The organism is Kribbella sp. NPDC031520 (assembly GCF_055580825.1).
Genome location: NZ_JBVIKS010000006.1, coordinates 715067 through 736392 on the forward strand (window position 1 = coordinate 715067; position 21326 = coordinate 736392).

The 21326-nt window shown below is 67.4% G+C and carries 20 protein-coding genes and 1 pseudogene; 12 read left to right on the top strand and 9 right to left on the bottom strand.

Features of this window, described 5'->3' with window-relative positions:
• Positions 1 to 35 precede the first annotated feature (35 nt).
• Together ACZ5BU_RS32365 and ACZ5BU_RS32370 are read right to left on the bottom strand one after the other, a co-directional pair.
• Positions 36 to 617, bottom strand: a complete 582-nt coding sequence (locus tag ACZ5BU_RS32365) for a Swt1 family HEPN domain-containing protein (protein WP_465704232.1) — start codon at positions 615 to 617, stop codon at positions 36 to 38.
• Positions 614 to 1246 (bottom strand): DUF5343 domain-containing protein, encoded by a 633-nt coding sequence (locus ACZ5BU_RS32370; RefSeq protein ID WP_465704233.1) that lies wholly within the window; start codon positions 1244 to 1246, stop codon positions 614 to 616. The genes ACZ5BU_RS32365 and ACZ5BU_RS32370 overlap by 4 nt, the downstream gene beginning before the upstream one ends.
• A gap of 253 nt (positions 1247 to 1499) precedes the next feature.
• Here ACZ5BU_RS32370 and ACZ5BU_RS32375 point away from each other — a divergent pair, with 253 nt between their 5' ends.
• Positions 1500 to 1655, top strand: coding sequence for an MmyB family transcriptional regulator (locus ACZ5BU_RS32375; RefSeq protein ID WP_465704234.1), 156 nt, complete (start codon positions 1500 to 1502; stop codon positions 1653 to 1655).
• 117 nt (positions 1656 to 1772) lie between these two features.
• On the opposite strand, the gene ACZ5BU_RS32380 is transcribed toward ACZ5BU_RS32375, so the two are convergent.
• Positions 1773 to 2336, bottom strand: a complete 564-nt coding sequence (locus ACZ5BU_RS32380; protein WP_465704235.1) for a TetR/AcrR family transcriptional regulator — start codon at positions 2334 to 2336, stop codon at positions 1773 to 1775.
• Between the two features lie 72 nt (positions 2337 to 2408).
• On the opposite strand from ACZ5BU_RS32380, the gene ACZ5BU_RS32385 reads away from it, so the two are divergent.
• On the top strand, positions 2409 to 3275 hold the full coding sequence (locus ACZ5BU_RS32385; RefSeq protein ID WP_465704236.1) for an aldo/keto reductase: 867 nt from the start codon (positions 2409 to 2411) through the stop codon (positions 3273 to 3275).
• A 64-nt stretch (positions 3276 to 3339) separates the two neighbouring features.
• Here ACZ5BU_RS32385 and glnA read toward each other — a convergent pair whose 3' ends face one another.
• Positions 3340 to 4764: a type I glutamate--ammonia ligase gene (gene glnA, locus ACZ5BU_RS32390; RefSeq protein WP_465704237.1), complete on the bottom strand. Its 1425-nt coding sequence runs from the start codon at positions 4762 to 4764 to the stop codon at positions 3340 to 3342.
• 189 nt (positions 4765 to 4953) lie between these two features.
• Between glnA and ACZ5BU_RS32395 the strand changes: the two genes are divergently transcribed.
• The gene (locus tag ACZ5BU_RS32395) at positions 4954 to 5415 is read left to right on the top strand and encodes an RDD family protein (RefSeq protein ID WP_465704238.1); all 462 of its coding nucleotides are present in this window, start codon (positions 4954 to 4956) and stop codon (positions 5413 to 5415) included.
• Here the strand turns inward: ACZ5BU_RS32395 and ACZ5BU_RS32400 are convergent.
• From ACZ5BU_RS32400 to lipA, 3 genes are all read right to left on the bottom strand, one after another.
• Complete coding sequence (locus ACZ5BU_RS32400; protein WP_465704239.1) at positions 5412 to 6704, bottom strand: class I SAM-dependent methyltransferase; 1293 nt, start codon at positions 6702 to 6704, stop codon at positions 5412 to 5414. The two genes, ACZ5BU_RS32395 and ACZ5BU_RS32400, sit on opposite strands and share 4 nt — an antisense overlap.
• A gap of 269 nt (positions 6705 to 6973) precedes the next feature.
• Positions 6974 to 7669 carry a DUF4191 domain-containing protein gene (locus tag ACZ5BU_RS32405; protein ID WP_465704240.1) on the bottom strand — a complete coding sequence of 232 codons (696 nt, stop codon included), beginning with the start codon at positions 7667 to 7669 and terminating at the stop codon, positions 6974 to 6976.
• Positions 7670 to 7687: 18 nt separating this feature from the next.
• Positions 7688 to 8626 carry a lipoyl synthase gene (gene lipA / locus ACZ5BU_RS32410; protein WP_465704241.1) on the bottom strand — a complete coding sequence of 313 codons (939 nt, stop codon included), beginning with the start codon at positions 8624 to 8626 and terminating at the stop codon, positions 7688 to 7690.
• A 55-nt stretch (positions 8627 to 8681) separates the two neighbouring features.
• Here lipA and ACZ5BU_RS32415 point away from each other — a divergent pair, with 55 nt between their 5' ends.
• From ACZ5BU_RS32415 to ACZ5BU_RS32435, 5 genes are all read left to right on the top strand, one after another.
• Positions 8682 to 9962 carry a sensor histidine kinase gene (locus tag ACZ5BU_RS32415; protein WP_465704242.1) on the top strand — a complete coding sequence of 427 codons (1281 nt, stop codon included), beginning with the start codon at positions 8682 to 8684 and terminating at the stop codon, positions 9960 to 9962.
• Positions 9963 to 9966: 4 nt separating this feature from the next.
• The gene (locus ACZ5BU_RS32420; protein ID WP_465704265.1) at positions 9967 to 10626 is read left to right on the top strand and encodes a response regulator; all 660 of its coding nucleotides are present in this window, start codon (positions 9967 to 9969) and stop codon (positions 10624 to 10626) included.
• A 126-nt stretch (positions 10627 to 10752) separates the two neighbouring features.
• Entirely contained in the window at positions 10753 to 11634 is an 882-nt protein-coding gene (locus ACZ5BU_RS32425) for an ABC transporter ATP-binding protein (RefSeq protein ID WP_465704243.1), read from the top strand.
• Positions 11631 to 12797 (top strand): ABC transporter permease, encoded by a 1167-nt coding sequence (locus ACZ5BU_RS32430; RefSeq protein ID WP_465704244.1) that lies wholly within the window; start codon positions 11631 to 11633, stop codon positions 12795 to 12797. Before ACZ5BU_RS32425 ends, ACZ5BU_RS32430 begins: the two co-directional genes overlap by 4 nt.
• Before the next feature lie 109 nt (positions 12798 to 12906).
• Entirely contained in the window at positions 12907 to 13872 is a 966-nt protein-coding gene (locus ACZ5BU_RS32435; RefSeq protein WP_465704245.1) for a LysR family transcriptional regulator, read from the top strand.
• A gap of 7 nt (positions 13873 to 13879) precedes the next feature.
• Here ACZ5BU_RS32435 and ACZ5BU_RS32440 read toward each other — a convergent pair whose 3' ends face one another.
• Positions 13880 to 15142: an MFS transporter gene (locus tag ACZ5BU_RS32440; RefSeq protein ID WP_465704246.1), complete on the bottom strand. Its 1263-nt coding sequence runs from the start codon at positions 15140 to 15142 to the stop codon at positions 13880 to 13882.
• Positions 15143 to 15229: 87 nt separating this feature from the next.
• Between ACZ5BU_RS32440 and ACZ5BU_RS32445 the strand changes: the two genes are divergently transcribed.
• On the top strand, positions 15230 to 16612 hold the full coding sequence (locus ACZ5BU_RS32445) for a sulfatase family protein (protein ID WP_465704247.1): 1383 nt from the start codon (positions 15230 to 15232) through the stop codon (positions 16610 to 16612).
• On the opposite strand, the gene lipB is transcribed toward ACZ5BU_RS32445, so the two are convergent.
• Positions 16594 to 17298 (bottom strand): lipoyl(octanoyl) transferase LipB, encoded by a 705-nt coding sequence (lipB, locus tag ACZ5BU_RS32450; protein WP_465704248.1) that lies wholly within the window; start codon positions 17296 to 17298, stop codon positions 16594 to 16596. The genes ACZ5BU_RS32445 and lipB overlap by 19 nt on opposite strands.
• A gap of 117 nt (positions 17299 to 17415) precedes the next feature.
• Between lipB and ACZ5BU_RS32455 the strand changes: the two are divergent.
• The 3 genes and pseudogenes from ACZ5BU_RS32455 to ACZ5BU_RS32465 form a co-directional block, all read left to right on the top strand.
• A pseudogene (locus tag ACZ5BU_RS32455) lies at positions 17416 to 17829 on the top strand (protein kinase domain-containing protein); the annotation flags it as partial.
• A 1048-nt stretch (positions 17830 to 18877) separates the two neighbouring features.
• Complete coding sequence (locus tag ACZ5BU_RS32460; protein ID WP_465704268.1) at positions 18878 to 19522, top strand: hypothetical protein; 645 nt, start codon at positions 18878 to 18880, stop codon at positions 19520 to 19522.
• A 545-nt stretch (positions 19523 to 20067) separates the two neighbouring features.
• Positions 20068 to 20400 carry a hypothetical protein gene (locus tag ACZ5BU_RS32465; RefSeq protein ID WP_465704269.1) on the top strand — a complete coding sequence of 111 codons (333 nt, stop codon included), beginning with the start codon at positions 20068 to 20070 and terminating at the stop codon, positions 20398 to 20400.
• Positions 20401 to 21326 lie beyond the last annotated feature (926 nt).

Consider the following 21326-nt stretch of genomic DNA (forward strand, 5'->3'; position numbering starts at 1 on the left):
GACGAAGAAGGCGTCAAGGGCCGTGCAGTCTCGATCTAGAGTGACACCTGCTTGTTCCAGTCGCGGATATGCATGCCGATCCGCTCCACGTCTGGTAGGGCCAGCGAGCCGCTATGCATGATGACGTTCCGCGACCGTTCTAAGGTGGAGAAGAGAGCGGTTGCCCAGTCCACCCTCGGAACGTACGCGTCGAAGAGCTCCCAGTTCTGCTGCATGATCTGAGGCAGGTGGCCCAGTTCGGTGTAACTCAGGAGGTCTTCGCCCCGGACGCCGTGCCACTTGACCTTCTCCTCGTCACTGCGCCTGGTATCTACGAACTTGCGGATCTTTTCGGAGACACCCTTGTCCCACCAATCCTCGCCATAGGTGTCGATCAACACCTTCTTGACGAAGCGCCTCACTGACATCTCGAACGCTGCGATCGCGGTGTACACCGTGGACATCAGGCGGGCCTGACGAAGCAGGTCCTCGTCAAACAGTTCGAAGCTGAGCGCACCGGAGACCTCTGTCTCGTCCAGGTCGACGTGGCGCACCCGTCCTGCAGCGTCGAGGGCCTCTTCGGCGAGCATCGCCCGGTAGACGAAGTCGTAAACGTGGTCGTGTGATGACGCGCTCATCGGAAGTGCTCTCGCAGCGCCTTGAAGATCGCGTTGTATACGGCCGGATCGCGGGATTCCGGTAGCTGGATGTTGATGTTGTAGGCGAGGCTGCCGAACGGTGAGGCTGGTCCGAGTGGCTGGGTGTTCAGATCAGAGGGAGGCGGGATATCGGGCTTGTCTGTTTGAGGCTGGGGATCCGGCCTGGCCGCCGACGTCGGGGCCGCTGAGAAATCAGCTGCCTTGACCAAGGTGGTGAATGTCCCGGCCATCTGCGTGAGGACACGGTCGGTGAACGCGCCCTCCGAGAGGGTCTTCAACTTGTTCTTGACGTCGGCCTGGGACATCTCGTGCGCGTTCCGATTGATGCGGAACAAGTCCTCGTATGCCTCCCGGATCCCCTCGGCCAGCACCAGGGCGGACTGCGTCTGGTCGAGGTATTGGTGATATCGGGCCTGGGGGACACCCGAGTCATCCAGGAACCGAAGGGCCTTCAGGACGTTGATAATCGCCCGATCGTTCGAGTTCTGGTACCCCAGGCCTTCTAAGAACTTCTGGGTGAAACGCGGTGGTGCCTGTGCTGCCTGTATGGCCTTCAGAATCGCCGACGTGTTCTTGAAGGACGTGAGGTAAGCGTTTGGAAGGCTCATGTATAGAGCGTAACCCCGCGCCACAGACATATCACCGCGATTTTCTGGGGCTGCATGAGCCTTATGTGGCTGCGAGCCAGGTGACGGGATCCCGCAGACTGCTCCCGCTTCAGTCCTGGATTCGGCCCGCGCTCGCGAAGACGGCGTGCACGCCGATCGGCCACCCGTCGCTGCCCCGGACGAGTTCCCGTGCCGCAGACACGTCTTGGGACGGCCGTCAACGTTCCATGACCTGCGGCACTATCTGACGGCGATGCTGATCGCGAATGGTGCCGACGTGTACGACTTCGTCGAGGCGCTGCTCGCCCACAGCGAGGAGTTCTGTGATCGCTGGCGCAGTCACGAGGTGGCCGTACGTCGGTTCCGTAGCAAACACGTCCCGCATCCCGTGCCGACTTACAAAGCCTGACCTGCGAGACCCTCCCGCCTCTGGCCGACTTCTGGATCTGGGCCTTCTCCCAGTCGAAGGCGCGCCGCTCGCGACGAGCTCGACGTCCTCTGCTTCATCGGTACGCAGACCCTTCGCCTAACGCGCTCGGAGGCCATCCAGTAGCAGGCCGAGGAGACGTTCGGTTTGGGCACGCTGTTGGTCGGGGTCGGCGGCGACCACCGCGCCGGCCATAGCAGCTACCACGTCGCCTGGTGGTATGCCGGGGCGGAACATGGATCCGCCGGTATCCAGGAAGTGGGCGACGGCCTCGGTGAGCCTGCTGCGCGTATCCGTCTGCGTGATGGCGCCGGAGGCCACCATGGTGCGCAGGCTGACGCCCATCGCGCGCTTGGAATCGACCCAGGCGAGGTAGCGGTGCATCCAGGCGAGCAGGGCGTCGTCGGCGGGACCCTTTGCTGCCATGGAAGGGGCCGCCTCGCACAACCGGGTGAGCTCCTGCCGATAGACCGCCTCGAGGAGCGCCTCGCGGGTCGGGAAGTGCCGGTACAGCGTGGCCACGCCGACACCGGCTCGGGCAGCGATCCGGTCGAGGGAGAGGCGGACGGGCTCGCCCGCGCGAGCGGCCACGGCGAGCTCGGACAGCTCGTCCACGGCCGCCGCGACCACCTGCTCACGCTTGCGCGTCGCGTCAGCCCGCATAAGTGGAGAAACCTCCAGTTAGTGCTACGGTAATTGGAGAAACCTCCACTTACTCTACCTGGGGACACGCTGATGACCTCGCAACGACCAGGCGGCAACGTCAAACTCGGCCAGTACGAGATCGGCCGGATCGGGTACGGCGCGATGCAGCTCGAACACGTGGACACCGCCGCGGCCGGTGCCGTACTGCGCCGCGCTGTCGAGCTCGGCGTCAACCACCTCGACACCGCCTCGTTCTACGGCCACACCACCGTGAACCAGCACATCCGGGCCGCCCTGCATCCGTACCCCGACGACCTGGTGATCGTCAGCAAGGTCGGCGCCCGCCGTGTGGACGCACAGCTGACACTCGCTCAGCGGCCGCACGAACTGCGCGAGCAGATCCACCTCGACCTCACGTCGCTCGGCCTCGAACAGGTGCCGGTCGTCAACCTCCGCCGGGCGGACCACGGCCCGGGCCTGATCGCCGAAGGGGACCAGGTCGTCCCGCTCGACGACCAGCTCGCCGAACTGATTGCCCTACGCAACGAAGGCCTGATCGGCGCGATCGGCCTCAGCAACATCAGCACCGCGCAGCTCGAACAGGCGATGCCGGCCGGGATCGTCTGCGTCCAGAACGCCTACAGCGTGCTCGACCGCTCGTCCGAGGACCAACTCCAGCTCTGCGCCGCGAACGGCATCGCCTGGATCCCGTACTTCCCCCTCGGCTCGGCCTTCGACCGCATCCCGTCCCCGACCGAGCACCCCGCCGTACGCCGGATCGCCGACCGCCGAAGCACGACACCAGCCGCCGTTTGCCTCGCCTGGATCCTTGCCCACGACAACCACACCGCCCTGATCCCGGGCACCCGCAGCGTCGAACACCTGGAGGACAACCTCCGAACGGCCGACGTCATGCTCGACGAGTCGGACCTAGCCGAACTCGACAAGCTCGGTTAACGCCTGAAAGCCCCCGTCCGGAACGGATCCGGACGGGGGCTTCCAGTTGAAACTCGGCGACGACTCAGACGTCGTAGTACAGCTCGAACTCGTGCGGGTGGGGGCGGAGCTGGATCGGGGCGATCTCGTTCTCGCGCTTGAGGTCGATCCAGGTCTCGATCAGGTCGGACGTGAACACGTCGCCCTCGAGCAGGAAGCTGTGGTCGGCCTCGAGCGAGTCGATCACGGCCGGCAGCGAGGTCGGCACCTGGGCGATGCCCGCGTGCTCCTCCGGCGGCAGCTCGTACAGGTCCTTGTCGACCGGGTCGGCCGGCTCGATCTTGTTGCGGATGCCGTCCAGGCCGGCCAGCAGCTGGGCCGAGAAGGCGAGGTACGGGTTCGCCGACGGGTCCGGGCAGCGGAACTCGATGCGCTTGGCCTTCGGGTTCGAGCCGGTGATCGGGATCCGGATGCAGGCCGAGCGGTTCCGGGACGAGTAGACCAGGTTGACCGGCGCCTCGAAGCCCGGCACCAGACGGTGGTACGAGTTCACCGTCGGGTTGGTGAAGGCCAGCAGCGACGGGGCGTGCTTGAGCAGGCCGCCGATGTACCAGCGGGCCACGTCGGACAGGCCGCCGTACCCGGACTCGTCGTAGAACAGCGGGTCGCCGTTGCTCCACAGGGACTGGTGGCAGTGCATACCCGAGCCGTTGTCGCCGAAGATCGGCTTCGGCATGAAGGTCGCGGTCTTGCCGGCCTTCCAGGCGGTGTTCTTGACGATGTACTTGAACTTCATCACGTCGTCGGCGGCCTTGAGCAGCTCGTCGAAGCGGAAGTTGATCTCGGCCTGACCCGCCGTACCGACCTCGTGGTGGGCGCGCTCAACGGTCAGCCCGGACCGCTCCAGCGCCAGCGTGATGTCGTCGCGCAGCTCGCCGAAGTGGTCGGTCGGCGCGACCGGGAAGTAGCCGCCCTTGTAGCGGACCTTGTAGCCGCGGTTGCCGCCGTCCTCGACCCGGCCGGTGTTCCAGGCGCCGGCGATCGAGTCGATCGAGTAGTGCGCACCGTTCGACTTGGTCTCGAACCGGACGTCGTCGAAGACGTAGAACTCGGCCTCCGGCGCGAAGAACGCGGTGTCCGCGATCCCGGTCGACTTCAGGTACTCCTGGGCCTTCCGGGCGATGTTGCGCGGGTCCCGCGAGTACGCCTCACCGGTCAGCGGGTCGTGGACGAAGAAGTTCACGACCAGCGTCTTGGCGGTCCGGAACTCGTCGATGAACGCGCTGGTCGGGTCCGGCAGCAGCTTCATGTCCGATTCGTGGATCTGCTGGAACCCGCGCACCGACGAACCGTCGAAGGCCAGGCCCTCCTCGAAGACCTCGGGACCGAACGACGACACCGGGACGGTGAAGTGCTGCATGATGCCCGGAAGGTCGCAGAACCGGATGTCGACGATCTCGACGCCCTCGTCCTTGACGTAGGCGAGCAGCTCCTCCGCGCTGGAAAACATACGTACTCCTAGGGTGGCTCAGAGATTCATCTGAACGTAGGGCCCGCCGGTTTCTCCGTCGTGACCCTGATGTTTCGCGGATGTTACGCCCAGCGTGTCCGCGCTGACCCACTGGTGTACGGCGGTTACGCCCTGAGATATTGCAGCCCACATGGGGCAGCCTCGGAGCATGTCCGTAGGCTAGACATCATGGCATCATCCCCGGAAGCCGCAACCGGACCCTCCGAAGAATTCCGTTACCCGGGCAATCGGCTGGGGCTGCCGGAGGACGGTCCGGGCTCGGTCGCGACCTGGGGACGCCGGGTTCTCGCGCTGGTGATCGACTGGCTGATCGCCGGCCTGATCGCGTCCGCGCTGACCGGCCGGCCGATGTGGGCGGGCGGGAACAACTACAGCCTGATGCACACTGCCGCGTTCTTCGCGATGTCCGCGATCCTCGCCGGGCTGGCCGGCAGCACGATCGGCCACCGTCTGTGTGCTCTGCGGGTCGCTCCGGTGCGCGACAACAAGACGTACGACGGTCCGCCCGGACTGATCGCGGGCATCATCCGCAGCCTGCTGATCTGCCTGTTCATCCCGGCCGTCATCTTCGACCGCGAGCGCCGCGGCCTGCACGACCTAGCCGCCAAGACCATCGTCGTACGGCGTTAACGCCGGGTCAGCACCAGCTGCACGTCGTCCAGGTACCCGGTGCGGAAGCCTGCCTCGGAGTAGGCCAGGTAGAACTCCCACATCCGCCGGAAGGTGTCGTCGAAGCCGAGGTCCGCGATCGCCGGCCAGCGCTCGATGAACCGGTTCCGCCAGATCCGCAGTGTGCGAGCGTAGTCCGAGCCCAGGTGCCGGAGCACCTCGGCGCGCAGGCCGGTGTGCTGCGCGGTGACGTCCTCGATCACCTCGATCGACGGGATCAGACCGCCCGGGAAGATGTACTTCTGTACCCAGGTGAAGGTGTTCCGGGTGGCGAGCATCCGCTCGTGCGGCATCACGATCGCCTGCACGACGCCGATCCCGCCGGGTGCCAGCCGGCGCTCGATCGCGTCGAAGTACACCGGCCAGTACTTCTCGCCGACCGCCTCGATCATCTCCACGCTCAGCACCGCGTCGAACTCGCCGATCTGGTCGCGGTAGTCGCGCAGTGCGACCTGTACCCGGTCGCCGACGCCGGCCTCGGCGATCCGGCGCTGGGCGAGCAACGCCTGCTGCGAGGCGATCGTGATCGCGGTCACCCACGCGCCGCGCTGGGCGGCCCGGATCGCCAGGCTGGCCCAGCCGCAGCCGATGTCGAGCACCCGCGACCCGGACCGCACCCCGGCCGCGTCGAGGATCGAGTCGAGCTTGCGCAACTGTGCATCGTTGAGTTCCTCGTACGTTGCAGTTGCGAGATCGGACGCGTCAGCGTCCCCGAAATACGCCGCCGAGTAGGTCAGCGTGGGATCAAGGAACTCGCCGAACATCGCGTTGCTCAGGTCGTAGTGCCGGCTGACGTTCTCGCGGGCGCCGGCCCGGTCGTTCTCCTGCTCGCCCGGCTGCGACCTGGTCACCAGCCAGCGCAGCGACTGCGCCCACTTCGGCAGCAGGTGCCGGGTCTCCTCGTTGCTGAACCGTTCCGCGAACGGGACGAGCAGGTCGGCCAGGTCGGTACCGGGTTCCGGGTCCCAGTCGCCGGCCAGGTACGCCTCTCCGAACCCGGACCCGGCGTCCTGCCCGAGCCGGTCCAGGAACGCCGACGTCCGGTGCACCCGCATCGCCGGGCCACCCAGCCCGTACGAGCGGTTGCTGTCCAGGTGGATCGTCGCGGGCAGATCCTTCGCGATCAGCCGGATCGCCGTCGCGGCGCCGTACCGGCGTACCGGATTGGAACGCGGACGGGCCAACGTCGGCCAGGTCTCGTGCACCGGCTCGTGCACGAGATGCTGCATCCGTGGCATCAGGTCCGTCATCGCTGTTTACCCCACCCCTCGTTCTGTCCTGGCTGCCCCCTTGGCTGCACTGTAAGGCCGATCCGGCCGTCGAGTGGCGCAACACCAGGCACAGAAATCTCTCACCCTAGAGAAACGTCCCTGACCCCGATCGGTTACCGCCGCAATCACCACCGCCGGGCGATTGCGGTACATACCAGTGACCTGCCGTGGCGGTAGTGTCACAGCGTAAGCAAACGATCGATCGAGAGGATTTCCTGGTGCGAAACCCGTCGTGCGGGGCCGGACCGTCAGCGGCCGCGCATGGCCTGGCGGGCGCCCTTCAGGCTTGTCGGCACCGGGCCCTTGGGCATCGGGACCTGCGGACGGACCGCGTCCAGCGCCTTCAGCCGCTGCAGCAGGTCGGTGATCTCGGACGGCTGCAGGACGGCCGGCAGCTTCACCACGTACTTGGTCAGCTTGCGGATGTCGATCTCGCCCTCGCCCTGACCGGCGATGATCTGCGTCACCGGCGCGCCGCCGGCGACCCGGTTGTGCTTCTTCGCCTCGGCGGTGAGCAGGTTCTTCACCCGGCTCGCCTGGCCCTCACCGACCAGGATGATGCCGGGCCGGCCGACCACCCGGTGCACGATGTCGGAGTTCTTCGTCACAGCGACCGCGGGCGTCACGGTCCAGCCGCGGCGCAGCGTCTGCAGCGCGGACGCGGCCGCACCGGTCTGGCCCTCGATCTGGCTGTAGGCCGCCTTCTCGACCTTGCGGCCGAAGATGATCGTGGTGACCAGGAACGCGATCGCGACGCCGAGCGGCAGCCAGATCAGCACCGGCCCGACCAGCAGCGCGAGCACGACGAACACCGCGACGATGCCGAGGAAGATCCCGGCCAGCACCAGCCCGACCTTCGGGTCGGACTTCTTGGTCATCTGGTAGGCCTGCAGGATCTGCTTCAGCCTGCCGGTCTTCTCCGCGGGAGCGTCGTTCTTGGCCATCTCTACCCTGTCCTGTTTCTAAGCCTGAGCGGTGTTCATACGTGACTCGACCGCCTGCCGGTACAGCCGGCCCGCGCGGTAGGAGGACCGTACCAGCGGTCCGGACATGACTCCGGCGAATCCGATCTCCTGGGCCTCGGCGTCCAGCTCGACGAACTCCTCGGGCCTGACCCAGCGCTCGACCGGGTGGTGCCGCACCGAGGGACGCAGGTACTGGGTGATCGTGATGATCTCGCAGCCGGCCGCGTGCAGGTCCTTCAGCGCCTGGCTGACCTCGTCGCGGGTCTCGCCCATGCCGAGGATCAGGTTCGACTTGGTGACCAGGCCGTAGTCGCGCGCCTGGGTGATGACGTCCAGCGAACGTTCGTACCGGAATCCGGGGCGGATCCGGCGGAAGATCCGCGGCACCGTCTCGACGTTGTGCGCGAACACCTCGGGCCGCGACGAGAACACCTCGGCCAGCTGTTCGGGTACGGCGTTGAAGTCCGGCGCGAGCATCTCGACGCCGGTGCCCGGGTTGAGCTCGTGGATCTGCCGGATGGTCTCGGCGTACAGCCAGGCGCCGCCGTCGTCCAGGTCGTCGCGGGCGACGCCGGTGACGGTCGCGTACCGCAGGCCCATGCTGCGGACCGACTCGGCGACCCGGCGGGGCTCGTCACGGTCCAGCGCCTCGGGTTTGCCGGTGTCGATCTGGCAGAAGTCACAGCGCCGGGTGCACTGGTCGCCACCGATCAGGAAGGTGGCCTCGCGGTCCTCCCAGCACTCGAAGATGTTCGGGCAGCCGGCTTCCTGGCACACCGTGTGCAGTCCCTCGGATTTCACGAGCTTCTGCAGCGCCTGGTACTCCGGGCCCATCTTGGCGCGGGTCTTGATCCACTCGGGTTTACGCTCGATCGGGGTCTCCGCGTTGCGCACCTCGAGCCTGAGCAGCTTCCGTCCTTCTGGGGCGATGGTCACGACTCCAAGGGTACGCGCCACGGTTCAGCGGCGTTTCACCCGTACGCTGATGAGAATGTGGACACGTCCGGCGCCGAACGCCCGTGAGCAGCGGTACGACGTCCTGCTCGGACTCGGAATGGCGGCCGCCGGCGTCTTCGGTACCGAGCTCGCCCGGGGCGGGTGGCCGCAGCACGTCAGCCTCGGCATCGGCGGTGTCGAGCCGTACGTGCTGAGCGCCGCCATCGCGCTGCCGCTGTGCTTCCGGCGCCGTTGGCCGATCCCGGTGCTGCTGGCGGTAGCGGTCCTGTTCGTGGTGAACGGCGAGCGCGCGCTGTTCGCCTTCCAGGGCAACCTGGTCACCCAGTCGACGATGTTCATGGCGATCTACGCTGCCGTCGCCTGGGCCAAGGACCGGCGGCTGATGAAGGCCGCGGTCGCGCTGGTCTTCATCGGGATGTTCGGCTGGCTGACGATCAACTTCGTCAAGGCTCTGCAGGCGAACTCGATCGAAGGCCCGAACCACGGGCTGTTCTCGCCGTACGTGTCGAATGTGATCATCACCGTCGCGCTGAACGTCCTGTACTTCTTCGGCGCGTACTTCTGGGGCCGTACGGCGTGGGCCACAGCGCGCCAGCGGTACGAACTGGAACAGCAGGCGGCCGAACTCGCCGCGCAGCAGCAGGCGAACGCCCGGCGCGCGGTGATCGACGAGCGGCTGCGGATCTCCCGCGAACTGCACGACGTGGTCGCGCATCACATCAGCAGCATCGGGATCCAGGCCGGGGGAGCGCGGCGGGTGATGGACACCGACCCGGACGCGGCGAAGAACGCGCTGAACGTGATCGAGGACTCCAGCCGGAGCGCCGTGAACGAGATGCGCCAGCTGCTCGGCATGCTCCGGGCCGCCGATCCCGACCTCGACGTCGGTACGCCGGACCCGAAGGAGCCACGGGCCGGTGCCGACCGGTTGCCGGCGCTGATCTCGGAGGTGAACGGACTCGGCCTGGAGGTCGGGTTCCACCAGATCGGGTCGCCGGCGGAGCTGCCGCAGACCGTGTCGGTGTCGGTGTACCGGATCGCCCAGGAGGCGCTGTCCAACGTACGCAAGCACTCGACGGCCCGCAGCGCCCACCTCACGCTGCGTTATCTCGGTGACGCGGTGGAGCTGGAGGTAATCGACGACGGACGGCCGAAGCACGCACCGGTCGGCAGCCGGCTCGGCCACGTCGGGATCCGCGAGCGGGTCGCGCTGCTCGGCGGCGAGAGCGAGATCGGCCCGCGCCCCGTGGGAGGATTCCGGGTCCGGGTAAGGATCCCGTTGACGAGCGCTATTGGAGTTGTGGCAGGTGAGTGACCCGATGCGGGTGCTGCTGGTGGACGATCAGGATCTGGTGCGGGCCGGGTTCCGGATGATCCTGTCGGTGGAGCCGGAGATCGAGGTGGTCGGTGAGGCGGCCGACGGCGAGAAGGCGATCGAGCTGGCGCTCGCGTTGCGGCCCGATGTCGTACTGATGGACGTCCAGATGCCAGGGATGGACGGGATCACCGCGACCCAGCGGATCGTCGCCGAGGACGCCGGGAAGGTCGTGATCCTGACCACGTTCGACCGCGACGACTACCTGTTCGAGTCGCTGGGCGCCGGGGCGAGCGGGTTCCTGCTCAAGAACACCGCGCCGGAGGACCTGGTCGAAGCGATCGAGATCGTGCACTCCGGTCACGCTCTGCTGGCCCCCGAGGTCACGCGCCGCGTCATCAAGCGCTTCGCGGGCGGCGGCGAACGCGTCTACCGGCCGGACCTCCTCGCCGAGCTGACCGAGCGCGAACGGGAGGTCCTCGGGCTGATCGCCCGCGGCCTGACCAACACCGAGATCGCTTCCCAGCTGTACGTCGGCGAGGCCACCGTGAAGACCCACGTCTCCCGGGTGCTGCTCAAACTCGGCCTCCGCGACCGCGTCCAGGCGGTCGTGTTCGCGTACGAGTGCGGCCTGGTCACTCCAGGGGACGACGCCTCCAGCTGACCCCGTCCGCCGCGCGGATGACCCCGGCGATCACCCTCACGGCCGACGTGCCGGTAGGCGCCGGCTCACTAACTTGGGCAGGGTCGGACGAGGGGCGTCCGGCCTGGCTGATGGGAACGGTGACACATGCTCAGGGTGAGTGGGCTCACCCGGCGGTTCGGTGATCATCTGGCGCTGGACGACGTGACCTTCGACGTCGTACCGGGACGGATGACCGGATTTGTCGGGGCCAACGGGGCCGGGAAGACGACGACGATGCGGATCATCCTCGGCGTCCTGGCCGCGAACGCCGGTCAGGTGCGCTGGCAGGACGGGCCGTTGACGCAGGACGTCCGCCGCGACTTCGGCTACATGCCCGAGGAGCGTGGGCTGTACCCGAAGATGAAGATCCGCGACCAGCTGGTGTTCTTCGGCCGCCTGCACGGGCTCGACCCGGAGCGCGCTTTGGCGCGCACCGACAAGCTGCTCGACCGGCTCGGGCTGGCCGAGCGTGCCACCGACGTCCTCGAGACGCTCTCGCTGGGGAACCAGCAGCGCGTCCAGATCGCGGCCGCGCTGGTCCATCAGCCGATCGCCCTGGTACTCGACGAGCCGTTCAGCGGCCTCGACCCGCTGGCCGTCGACGCGATGGTCGACCTGCTGCGCGAGGAGGTCACGCCGGAGGTACCGGTGCTGTTCTCCAGCCATCAGCTCGACCTGGTGGAGCGGCTGTGCGACGACCTCGTCGTACTGGCCCGCGGCAAGGTGGTTGCGGCCGGCTCCGTGGCGGACCTGTCCGCCGGCGCGGCGTCGACCTACCGGCTGGTGGTCGACGGCGACGCGGGCTGGCTGCGTGATCTGCGCGGAATCCAGGTGCGGGACGTGGCCGGCGGTACGGCGCTGTTCGACGTACTCGACACCGCGATGGAGCAGAAGATCCTGCAGGAGGCGATCAGCCGCGGGCCGGTGCTCGAGTTCGGGCCGGAGCGGGTGGCGCTGAGCGACGTCTTCCGGGAGGCGACCCGATGAACGCACTCGACCGGCCGTGGGTCCTGATCGCCGAGCGCGAGATCAGCACGAAGCTGCGGGACAAGACGTTCCTCGGCTCGACCGTGGTGATGCTGCTGATCGTGATGGCGGCGACCATCCTGCCGACGGTACTGGTGGGCAAGAGCGGTGCTTCGAAGATCGGGGTCGTCGATGACGCGGGCGTGAAGGTCGTACAGCAGGCGTCGACCGTTGCCGGCGGCAAGGGGTACGACGTCGTCCGGCTGACCGACCGCCCGGCTGCCGAGAAGGCCGTTACCGGCGGCGATGTGAAGGCGGCGCTGGTGCCCGGCGACAACGGGTACGTCGTACTCGGCAAGGACCGGGTCGACAGCGGCATCGAGAGCGCGCTGCGAGAGGCCGCGGCGTCGGTGGGTACTGCGGCGAACGCGGCCAAGGCGGGGCTCACCCCGGCCGAGTTGCAAGCCGGTACGAAGGTCTCGGTCAGCCTGCTGAAACCCGGTCCGTTGCCTGACATGGTCTCGCAGTTCGTGAACGTCGGGCTCGCGCTGGTGTTCTACATGACCGCGCTCGGGTTCGGCATGATGATCGCGCAGAGCGTCGTACAGGAGAAGGAGAGCCGGGTCGTCGAGATCCTGGCGGCGGCGGTACCGATCCGGTCGCTGCTGTGGGGCAAGGTGCTCGGCAACACGGCGCTGGCGCTCGCGCAGATCGTCGTGATCGCAGGGGCGTCGCTGATCGGGTTGCTGGCCACGGACCAGGCCGCCATCCTCGAAGTGGTGGCGCCGGTCGCTGGGTGGTTCGTGGTGTTCTTCGTCCTCGGGTTCGTGGCACTGGCCGGGTTGTGGGCGGTCGCCGGATCGCTGGCGACGCGGCAGGAGGACCTCGGGTCGACCACGCTGCCCGGGCAGATGATCCTGATGATCCCGTTCTTCTTCTCGGTGTTCGCGGGGTCGTCGGCGAAGACGGTCGCGTCGTTCATCCCGATCGCGTCGTCGATGTCGATGCCGGGGCGGATGCTCACCGAGCACGTACCGGTCTGGCAGCCGCTCGTCGCGATCGCACTGTTGCTGGCGGCGACGGTACTGATCGTCCGGGTCGGCGCCCGGCTGTACGAGCGCACTCTGCTGCAGACAGGCCGCCGGCTCGGTTACCGCGAGGCGTTGGCGCTCAAGGCGTCGTAGCACATCGTCACAGCCGGGTCCGGCGTTACAGGACTGGGCCTGGCTGTGACGAAACCGCAATGTAGGTCGCCTGTGAGCTGTGCGTAGACCTCGACTACGGTCTCAACGCATGAACGTCGAGCTGCGCCATCTGAGGGTGGTCGTCCTGGTGGCCGAAGCGGGGTCCGTCGGCCGGGCCGCCCGCTGGCTCAAGGTCAGCCAGCCGAGCCTGACGGCGCAGCTCAAGCGCATCGAGGCCGCGTTCGGGGGAGAGCTCTTCGAACGTTCGCGGACCGGCGTGACACCGACTCCCTTGGGGCGGTACGCCGTCGACCGCGCGCGGGCGATTCTCGTCGACGTCGACCATCTCGCGGCGACGGTGTCCGCGATGACCGCGGTCGAGTCATCGGCGGTCCGGCTCGGAGGATTCCCGACCGCGCCGATGTCCGGGATCGCGTCCCGGTTGCGGGACCACGGCGAGATCGAGCAGGTCAGCGTCGAGGTCGAGTGGTCCTCGAGCGTGTTGCTGCAGCAGCTCGAGAGCGGCCGGCTGGATTTCGCGTTGCTGCGGGAGTTTCCCGGGTTCGAGCTGCGGTTGCCTGCCGGGGTGGAGTCGACGACGGTTGTCGAGTCGGAGTCGGCGTACGTCGCCTTGTCCGCCGATCACCCGGTGGCGTCGCGGACGCGGGGCGAGATCGAGCTGGCGGCGCTGTGCGACGAGGAGTGGATCGGGGAGCCGCCGGACGACAGCGGGTTCCACGTCCTGTTCCGGGCTGCTTGTGAGGCGGCTGGGTTCCAGCCTCGGGTGGAGCATCACTCCGTTGATACGTCGGTGCTGATGGGGTTCGTGACCAGTGGGCAGGGCGTGGCGTTGATCTCGCCTACGTCGTACCGGATGCTCTCGTCGGACGTGACCACGCGGACGCTGGCCGGAGATCCGATTCACCGCAAGCTGGTGCTTGCTTGGAGCACCGACTCACCGCGGGCTCAGATAGCGCGGGAGGTGCTCGCGATGACGACCGCGGCGTACGACGAGGCGATCACCGAGCATGCGCGCCGGGGAGCAGCCCACCAGCAGCGCATGCACGTCGCGTGAGTCGTACTTAGACGGGCTTGACGGCCGGGTTCTCGAAGGCCGCGATGAAGAACTCACCGGTGTCTTCCGGGTTGTCCATCCGCTCCCGGTACTGAGACCCCATCTGTTCCTTCGGCGAAACCTTGGAACCCTCCACAACCTGCGCCTCACCCGGCTTGGTCTCGATCGGCTTGGTCTCGTCCGGCTTGGACTCGTCCGGCTTGGACTCGATCGGCTTGGTCTCGATCGGCTTGGTCTGCTCGGCCGCGGGCTCCGGCTTCGCCGCCACAGCCTCGGGCTCCTCAACCACCACCGCGGACGCAACACCCGACTCCGGCTTCGCAGCAGGAGCAGCTGGCTCCTCCGCAACTGGCTCAGGCTCGGCGGGTGACTCTTGCTTGCTCATGGGAACAGTCGGCTCTTCCACCACCGGCTCAGGTTCCGCGACCTGGTCCTGCTTCGCGGCGGGAGTCGGCGCCTCGACGGGCTCCTGCTGGGCCGCAGGCTCCTCCGCAGGCGCAGCCGGCTTCTCGGCTACCGGCTCCTGCTGGACCGGCTCCTCTTCCTGCTCCTCCGCGACGGGTGCCGGTGCGACGACCGTTTCCTCGGAGTAGTTGCTCTCGGCATCCGGCGCCGGGAACGGCCGGGTGTGCTCGAACTCGTCGTCCCCACCCACCGGGAACTGCCGCGTCCGCTCGTCCGCCTGGTTCCGCGGCTGCACCGGCTGTACCGGTTCCGGCTCGTCGAACAGATCGTCGTACGAGCTGTGCCTCTGGTACGCGGCAGGCGCCTGATAGGTGCCCGCAGCAACCGGGTAGACAGCCGCGACGTCCGCCTCCTGCTGCGCCTGCGCAGCCTCCTGCTCGCGCTGCAGCCGCTCGGCCTCGGCCCGCTCACGTCGCCGCCGCTGCACCCCGCGGACGATCAGCTGGACGGCGTACACCAGCGAGATCACCCCGAGGATCGGTACGACGCCGTTCAGCGTGTACTGCTTCGACCCGTCGATCATCCCGTTCGTGACGCCGGGGACGTCGTTCAGGAAGTTCGTGGTCCGGTTCGGGATCCAGAGCCAGCAGTAGACCAGGGTGCCGAAGGCCACGAACGCCCCGAGCGCACCGGCTCCGGAGAAGTACGACACGACGGCCCAGAAGACGAGCGCGCCGATGCCGAAGGCCAGCGCCATCCCCTTAGCGTTCAGCTCCATACCACCCGGCGCCGCGAGCACCCCGAACACGGCCGGTCCGGCCAGAGCAACGGCTAAGCCGAGCAAGAACCCAAGAAATTTGGACACACCCCCAAGGTAGCGACGAACTGCCGTCACACCCCGCAGACACTTCGGCACCGTACAGATAGGCAATCGCTTGCCTAGGCTGTTGCCATGGACCGTCCCCCGAACATTCTCCTGATCGTGTCCGACGACCACGGGTACGCCGATCGCGGCGGCCTCGGCGTACACCCCGACGTACTGACACCCGCCCTCGACCGGCTGGCCGCGGAAGGGGTGACCTGCACCGACGCGTACGTGACGGCGCCGATCTGCAGCCCCTCCCGCGCGTCGATCATCTCCGGCCGGTACCAGCAACGGTGGGGCGGCCAATGGTTCGACTCGGCCCAGTTCCCGCCGGACGACGTACCGACTCTGGCAGAGGTCCTCCGTGACCAGGGCTACCGCACTGGCTACTTCGGCAAGGTGCACTACGGCAAGGAAGACGTTGGTGACAGGGCATGTCCGCCGCACCACGGCTTCGAGGAGACGCTCTACGGGCTGGCAGGGCAGTCCTTCGGCCGGCTGAACTACCTGCACCACTCTGAGGACGCAGTGGAGTCCTACGGCCAGCCTGCGGCGCACCACATGGCTGTGCAGCCCCTTCTCTCAGGAGACGAGCCCGTCGAGCACGAGGGGTTCCTGACGGCAGAGTTCGGGCGGCGGGCAACAGAGTTCATGAGCGCGGAGGACGGGCGGCCGTACTTCTGCATGGTCGCCTTCAACGCCGTACACAACTTCTGCTGGCAGCTGCCGGAGGAGGAGCTGAAGAAGCGCGGCCTGCCCACGTTCCGCGACTGGTCGCCGGAGGCGGACGGCCCGTTCACGGAGTGGTACGACGACGTGATCGTGCCGAACCTCCCGCACGGCCGCGAGTACTACCTGGCTCAGTTGGAGCTCATGGACGCCGAGATCGGCCGCCTGCTGGACGCGGCCGGCGACGACACGATCGTGGTGTACGTGACCGACAACGGCGGATCCACCTGCAATTTCGGCGACAACACTCCACTGCGCGGTACGAAGTACACGCTCTGGGACGGCGGCATCCGCATCCCGATGCTCTGGCGCTGGCCCGGACAGCTACCCGCCGGCCGTCGTACTGATGCGCTTGTCAGCACCATGGACCTGGTGCCCACATTGGCGGCCGCCGCGGGCGGAACCGTCGAAGGCGTCGACGGCCTCGACATCTTGCCGGTACTGGCCGGAACCGCCGACGCCGCCCACGAGAACCTGCACTGGGACTGCGGCTTCCAATGGGCCGTACGTTCCGGCGACTGGAAGCTCAGCTGGGTCGACGACGACGAGAACACCCGCCACCTACGCGACTACGAACACGCACCGATGGGGGAGGGCTGGTTCCTCGCGAACCTGACCGACGACATAGGGGAGTCCCGCAACGAACTCTCGGCCCAGCCGGAAATCGCCGAGCGTCTACGTTCCCTGCACACCAACTGGCGCGCCGAAGTAGGGCTGGACCCTCAGACCGTCAACCCGTAGGTGATCGCCGTCGGCGGCTCCTCGTGGTGGTCGATGTCCGGGCTGCGCTCGTACTCGTTCCACGCGAGGAGCACGTCGAGATGCCGGCGAACCGGCTCGCGAACCTCCGCGACCGTCACCTCGCGCCCCAGCTCCTTCGACAGCGTGGTCACGTCGGCGTCGGAGATCCCGCACGGAACGATCCGGTCGAACCACGCCAGATCATTGTTGCAGTTCAACGCGAACCCGTGCATCGTCACACCCTGCGCGACCCGGATCCCGATCGCCGCGATCTTCCGCTCCCGCCCACGATCATCAGCCGCGACCCAAACCCCGCTGCGCCCCTTGACCCGACCCGTTTTCACGCCGAGCTCGGCACAAACCCCGATCAGCGCCTCCTCGAGCCGTCGCACGTAGTCCACGACGTACACATGTGAGGCCAGCTTCACAATCGGATACCCGACCAACTGCCCCGGCCCGTGCCAGGTGATCTTCCCACCCCGATCAACATCCACCACCGGAGTACCGTCCACCGGCCGCTCATGAGGCTGAGTCCGCTTCCCCGCCGTATAAACCGGCGGATGCTCCAGCAGAATCACCGTATCCCCGCCCGTGCCCCCAGCAACCTCCGCATGCAACCGCCGCTGCTCAGCCCACGCAGTCTCGTACTCGACAACGCCGGCATCCACATACTCGATAGCACTCACACAGCCGAGTGTATGCGCCCCCAACCCACCCCCTCCCTCCGGTCACACCGCGAGCGAGGAGATGAGGCTGTGGATAACTTCCACGGCTGAGGTGACGATCGGTGCATCCTCTTGGGCATGGACCTCGCAGACCTCGACGGCTACAGCCTGCGCCGGCAACTCGGGTCCGGACCGACCGGCACCGTCTGGCAGGTCCGGGACCGCGCGACCGGCCGCAACGCCGTGCTCAAACACATCCCGATCAGCGCCCTCCCCGACCGCCGCCGCGTCCGCGAAGACCTCAGCATGCTGTCCCGCCTCCGCCACCCCCACATCGCCCGCCTCATCGACTACCGAGAAACCGACGCCGGCTGGGTCCTCATCACCCAGCACCTGGTAGCCGGCACCCTCGCAGCCCTCCTCACCCGCCGAGGCAAACTCACCCAAGGCGAGACAGTCACCCTCCTGATCCCCCTGGCCGAAGCCCTCTCCCACCTACACGACTCAGGCCTCACCCACGGCGGAGTCACCCCGAACAACATCATGTTCGACGCCGACGGCCGCCCCATCCTGACCGACCCGGCACTACACCCCAGCACCGCCACCGCCGACGCAAACTCCCTGACAGCCATCGCCCGCCAAGCAGCCACCGACCCCAACTCCTTCCCCCAAGCCCTCTTCGAAACAACGCCCCTCCACCTACTCCGCACCCGCCTCCTACCGATCTCCCCACCAACCCCGATAGACCTAGCCATCCCACCCGGAGGCCTACTACCTCCACCCTGGCCCCCAAACACCACCGCACCCCCAACCTGCTCCGACGCGACCATCCACCCAGCAGGCACATCCCCGCCGAACAACCCGAAGCCCCCACCACCCGCCGCCACCAACGACCCCACAACCGCCACCTACCCCGGCTGGCTACCCACCCCACCCGACCCAAACACCCCAACCACACCGACTTCTCCCACCTGGCTCCCCACACCCCACCCTCCCAACGCACCCGGCCACAACGACGCTTCCTGCAACCAAGACGCGTCTGGCAATCCCGACGCGCCCGCAGACACTCCGGTACCTCCGCCCGACGCAACGTCTCCCAAAACGCAACCACGCCACCCGGAACGCCCAACCCCAGAACCCACCCCACCCGCCATGCGACCATCCCCCCGCCCCCGAACCACCCGGCACACAAGATCCCCCACCGGCAACACAATCCGCACCATCCACTCCACCCGCGGCACCTACACCACCCAAAACCCAACAACCACAAAGCCTCCTGCGACCACGAAGTCTCCCGCGGACATGGACGCTCCGAGCAGCGCAGCTGATTCCGAACCTGTTCATGGTGCGGGTGATGCATCTGATCGTCGCGACCCACACGCCATCGAGGAGTCGCCGGTAGACGGGTATGCCCCGGGCAGTGAGCGACCTTCGACCAACGTCACCGCCACACCCGACGGCCAGCACAACCAGTCGGACGAACCGATACACACGCCCAACAACAGTGCCAGCCTTACCCAGGCCCCACGACATCCAGGAGAGCGTCTTCGCAACGACGTTCTGAAACGCAGCTCTTGGTTCCGAGACGACGATCCAGGACGTGGCGATCCAGGACGTGGCGATCCAGGACGTGGCGATCCAGGACGTGGCGATCCAGGACGTGGCGATCCAGGACGTGGCGATGCACGGCAGGGCGATGTATGGCGTCGCGGGATTTGGCATGACGAGGATCGATCCGGCGAGCCCCGACACGAGGTCGGCGATGACGTGGACGGTGCGGGGGGCCTTCGTCCACGTGAGCTCCAGCACGAAGAGCGTCGTTCTGACGAGCTTCCTCGGCGCGCGATTCGGCATCGCGAAGGTCAGTCCGGCGAGCTCGGTCTGCGCCGGATGCCGCAAGGCGAGAGTAGCTTCAGTCGGCTTGTTCAACGCGGCAGGTCGCACGGCCGGAGTCGGATCAGCGCGCGCGTTCGGCGGGGGACGCCGCATGGCCAAGGTCGGCTCACTGAGCGCGTTCGGCGAGGGATACCGCTTGACGGAGGTCGATTCGGTGGGCTCAGTCGGCGCGGGGAACGGCGGGGCGGGGAACGGCGGCGCGGGGAACGGCGGCGCGGGGAGCGGCGGGCCGGGGAGCGGCGTGGCAGGGATCGTGGTGGCTGGGGCCGTCGTCGCGGGCGGGCTGCTGTCGGCGGTCGGAGGTTCGGTCGCTTCGCGCATCCGGCGTACGGCATTCTCGCCGCTGTAGCCCTTGGCGCGATCATCGTGCTCGTTCTCGGAATCGCCACCATTCGGACCATCGACACCTCGCCGACCGCACAGTCCGAGCCGATCTACTCTCAAACGACAGGGCAGACTTCCGGCGCCTCGGCGCAATCCACATCCACGACGCCATCCAGGGAACGCACATCCGGGTCGCCGTCTACGGAAGGCTCGACGCAACCGACCTCCACGCTTCCGTCCGCAGGGCACTCGACACAGCCAACCTCCGCGGGGCCTTCGCAACGACCAACGTTTGTGTCGCCTTCCGCAGGTAGCTCGACGCAACCTTCGTCGGGGCAGCCCTCCTCCCAGGAATCGACGGAGCGAACGGCCGGTACATCGCCCCGGCCCACGCAGCCGGCAAACCCGACCGAGGCGGCGCGGACCCAGCCCGTTCGGCCGACGCAGTCGTCAACTGTAGGTGTGCGACCACCGGGCGGGCCCGCAAGCGCGTCCACGGATGCGACACCCTGGGTTCGAACCCTGCAGACGCTGGACGCCCAACGTGCGCAGGCGTTCTGGACTCTCGATTTGGATGCCCTCGACAACATCTACGTACGGGGCAGCTCGCCGTGGACCGCCGATCGCGCTCTGCTGTCCGACTACCGCAACCAGAACGTCCGCATCCGAGGCCTCCGAATCAAGATCGACAGCGCCACCGTCACCCGTCGTACGGCGACCACAATCACTCTGCGAACCACCGACCACCTCACCGACGGCGACATCGTCGACCAGACCGGCACCAGAACCCCACTCCCACCGGGCCGTCCAACCACTCGTCTGATCACCCTGACCATCAACCCGGCAAGCACATCCAGCTCGCCTAGCGGCACCTGGCGCATCAGCACCATCACCCAGGCCTGACCACCCGCAGTCACCCCGCAGCCTGTCCAGACGCAGCGGAATGCTGGTGCTACCCAAGCGTGGATGGAGCCCCGGTCCTCGGCAGCGCTCGAGCCCCGGCAACGCTCGCGCACCGTCGGGGCCTTTAGGCGTAGGTGAGGGCGCGGCTGAGTGCGACTAAATGCGGGTGGGCTGAGCAGGGGCGGGGGGCAAGTGCGGGTGGGCTGAGCACGGGCGGGCGCGGGTGGGGTGGCACGGGCTCGAGTGCGGCCGTGGGCCGGGTGTGAGTCGGGCTGAGGTGTGTTTGTGTGCGCCGCCGGTTCCAGCCGGGAACGTGTGGCGAGCGTGGTCGCGCCGACGCACCACCGTCCGACGCAGGAACCCTCGCCTGTTGGGCGCTGGAGCTGAGCAGGCCCGATCAGCACCCTCAAGCATTGGCAGCCCGATGCCGAGTAATCAGCACTTCGAATTGGCGGTGCGCGCCGATCAGGGGTCGCGGTTGTTTCAGAACGGTGGTGGGCCGGCCGTCGACTGTTGGGAAGAACGTTGTGGCGGCGGTGACGGCGAGAGTTGCTGTCGGGGATCGGTGACTGGGCGGGTGGTTGGGCGCGTGGCTGGTGTGGGTGGGGGTCCGGGTGGAGGCTGGCAGATGTCCTTTGATTGCGGTGTTTCCGGGGTGGTTCGCGGATCTGCGGGGGTGGGATCACGCTTCAGGTCGGCGGGGATCATGCGGCCACTTGGGGCAGGGCGGCGTGTTTCGGTGGTTGAGTCGTGGGCGATTGGGCCGCGGGCGGGTGGGACGGTGGTGTAGCGGTGGCCGGTGGGGGTGGTGAGGGTGACTGTGCCGTCGGAGTGGGTGGTGGTGTTCCAGCCCCAGGTGGGGGTGTCTTTGATGACGTGGTGGTATTCGCAGTACGGCACCATCCCGGCCAGGCTGGTCTGGCCGG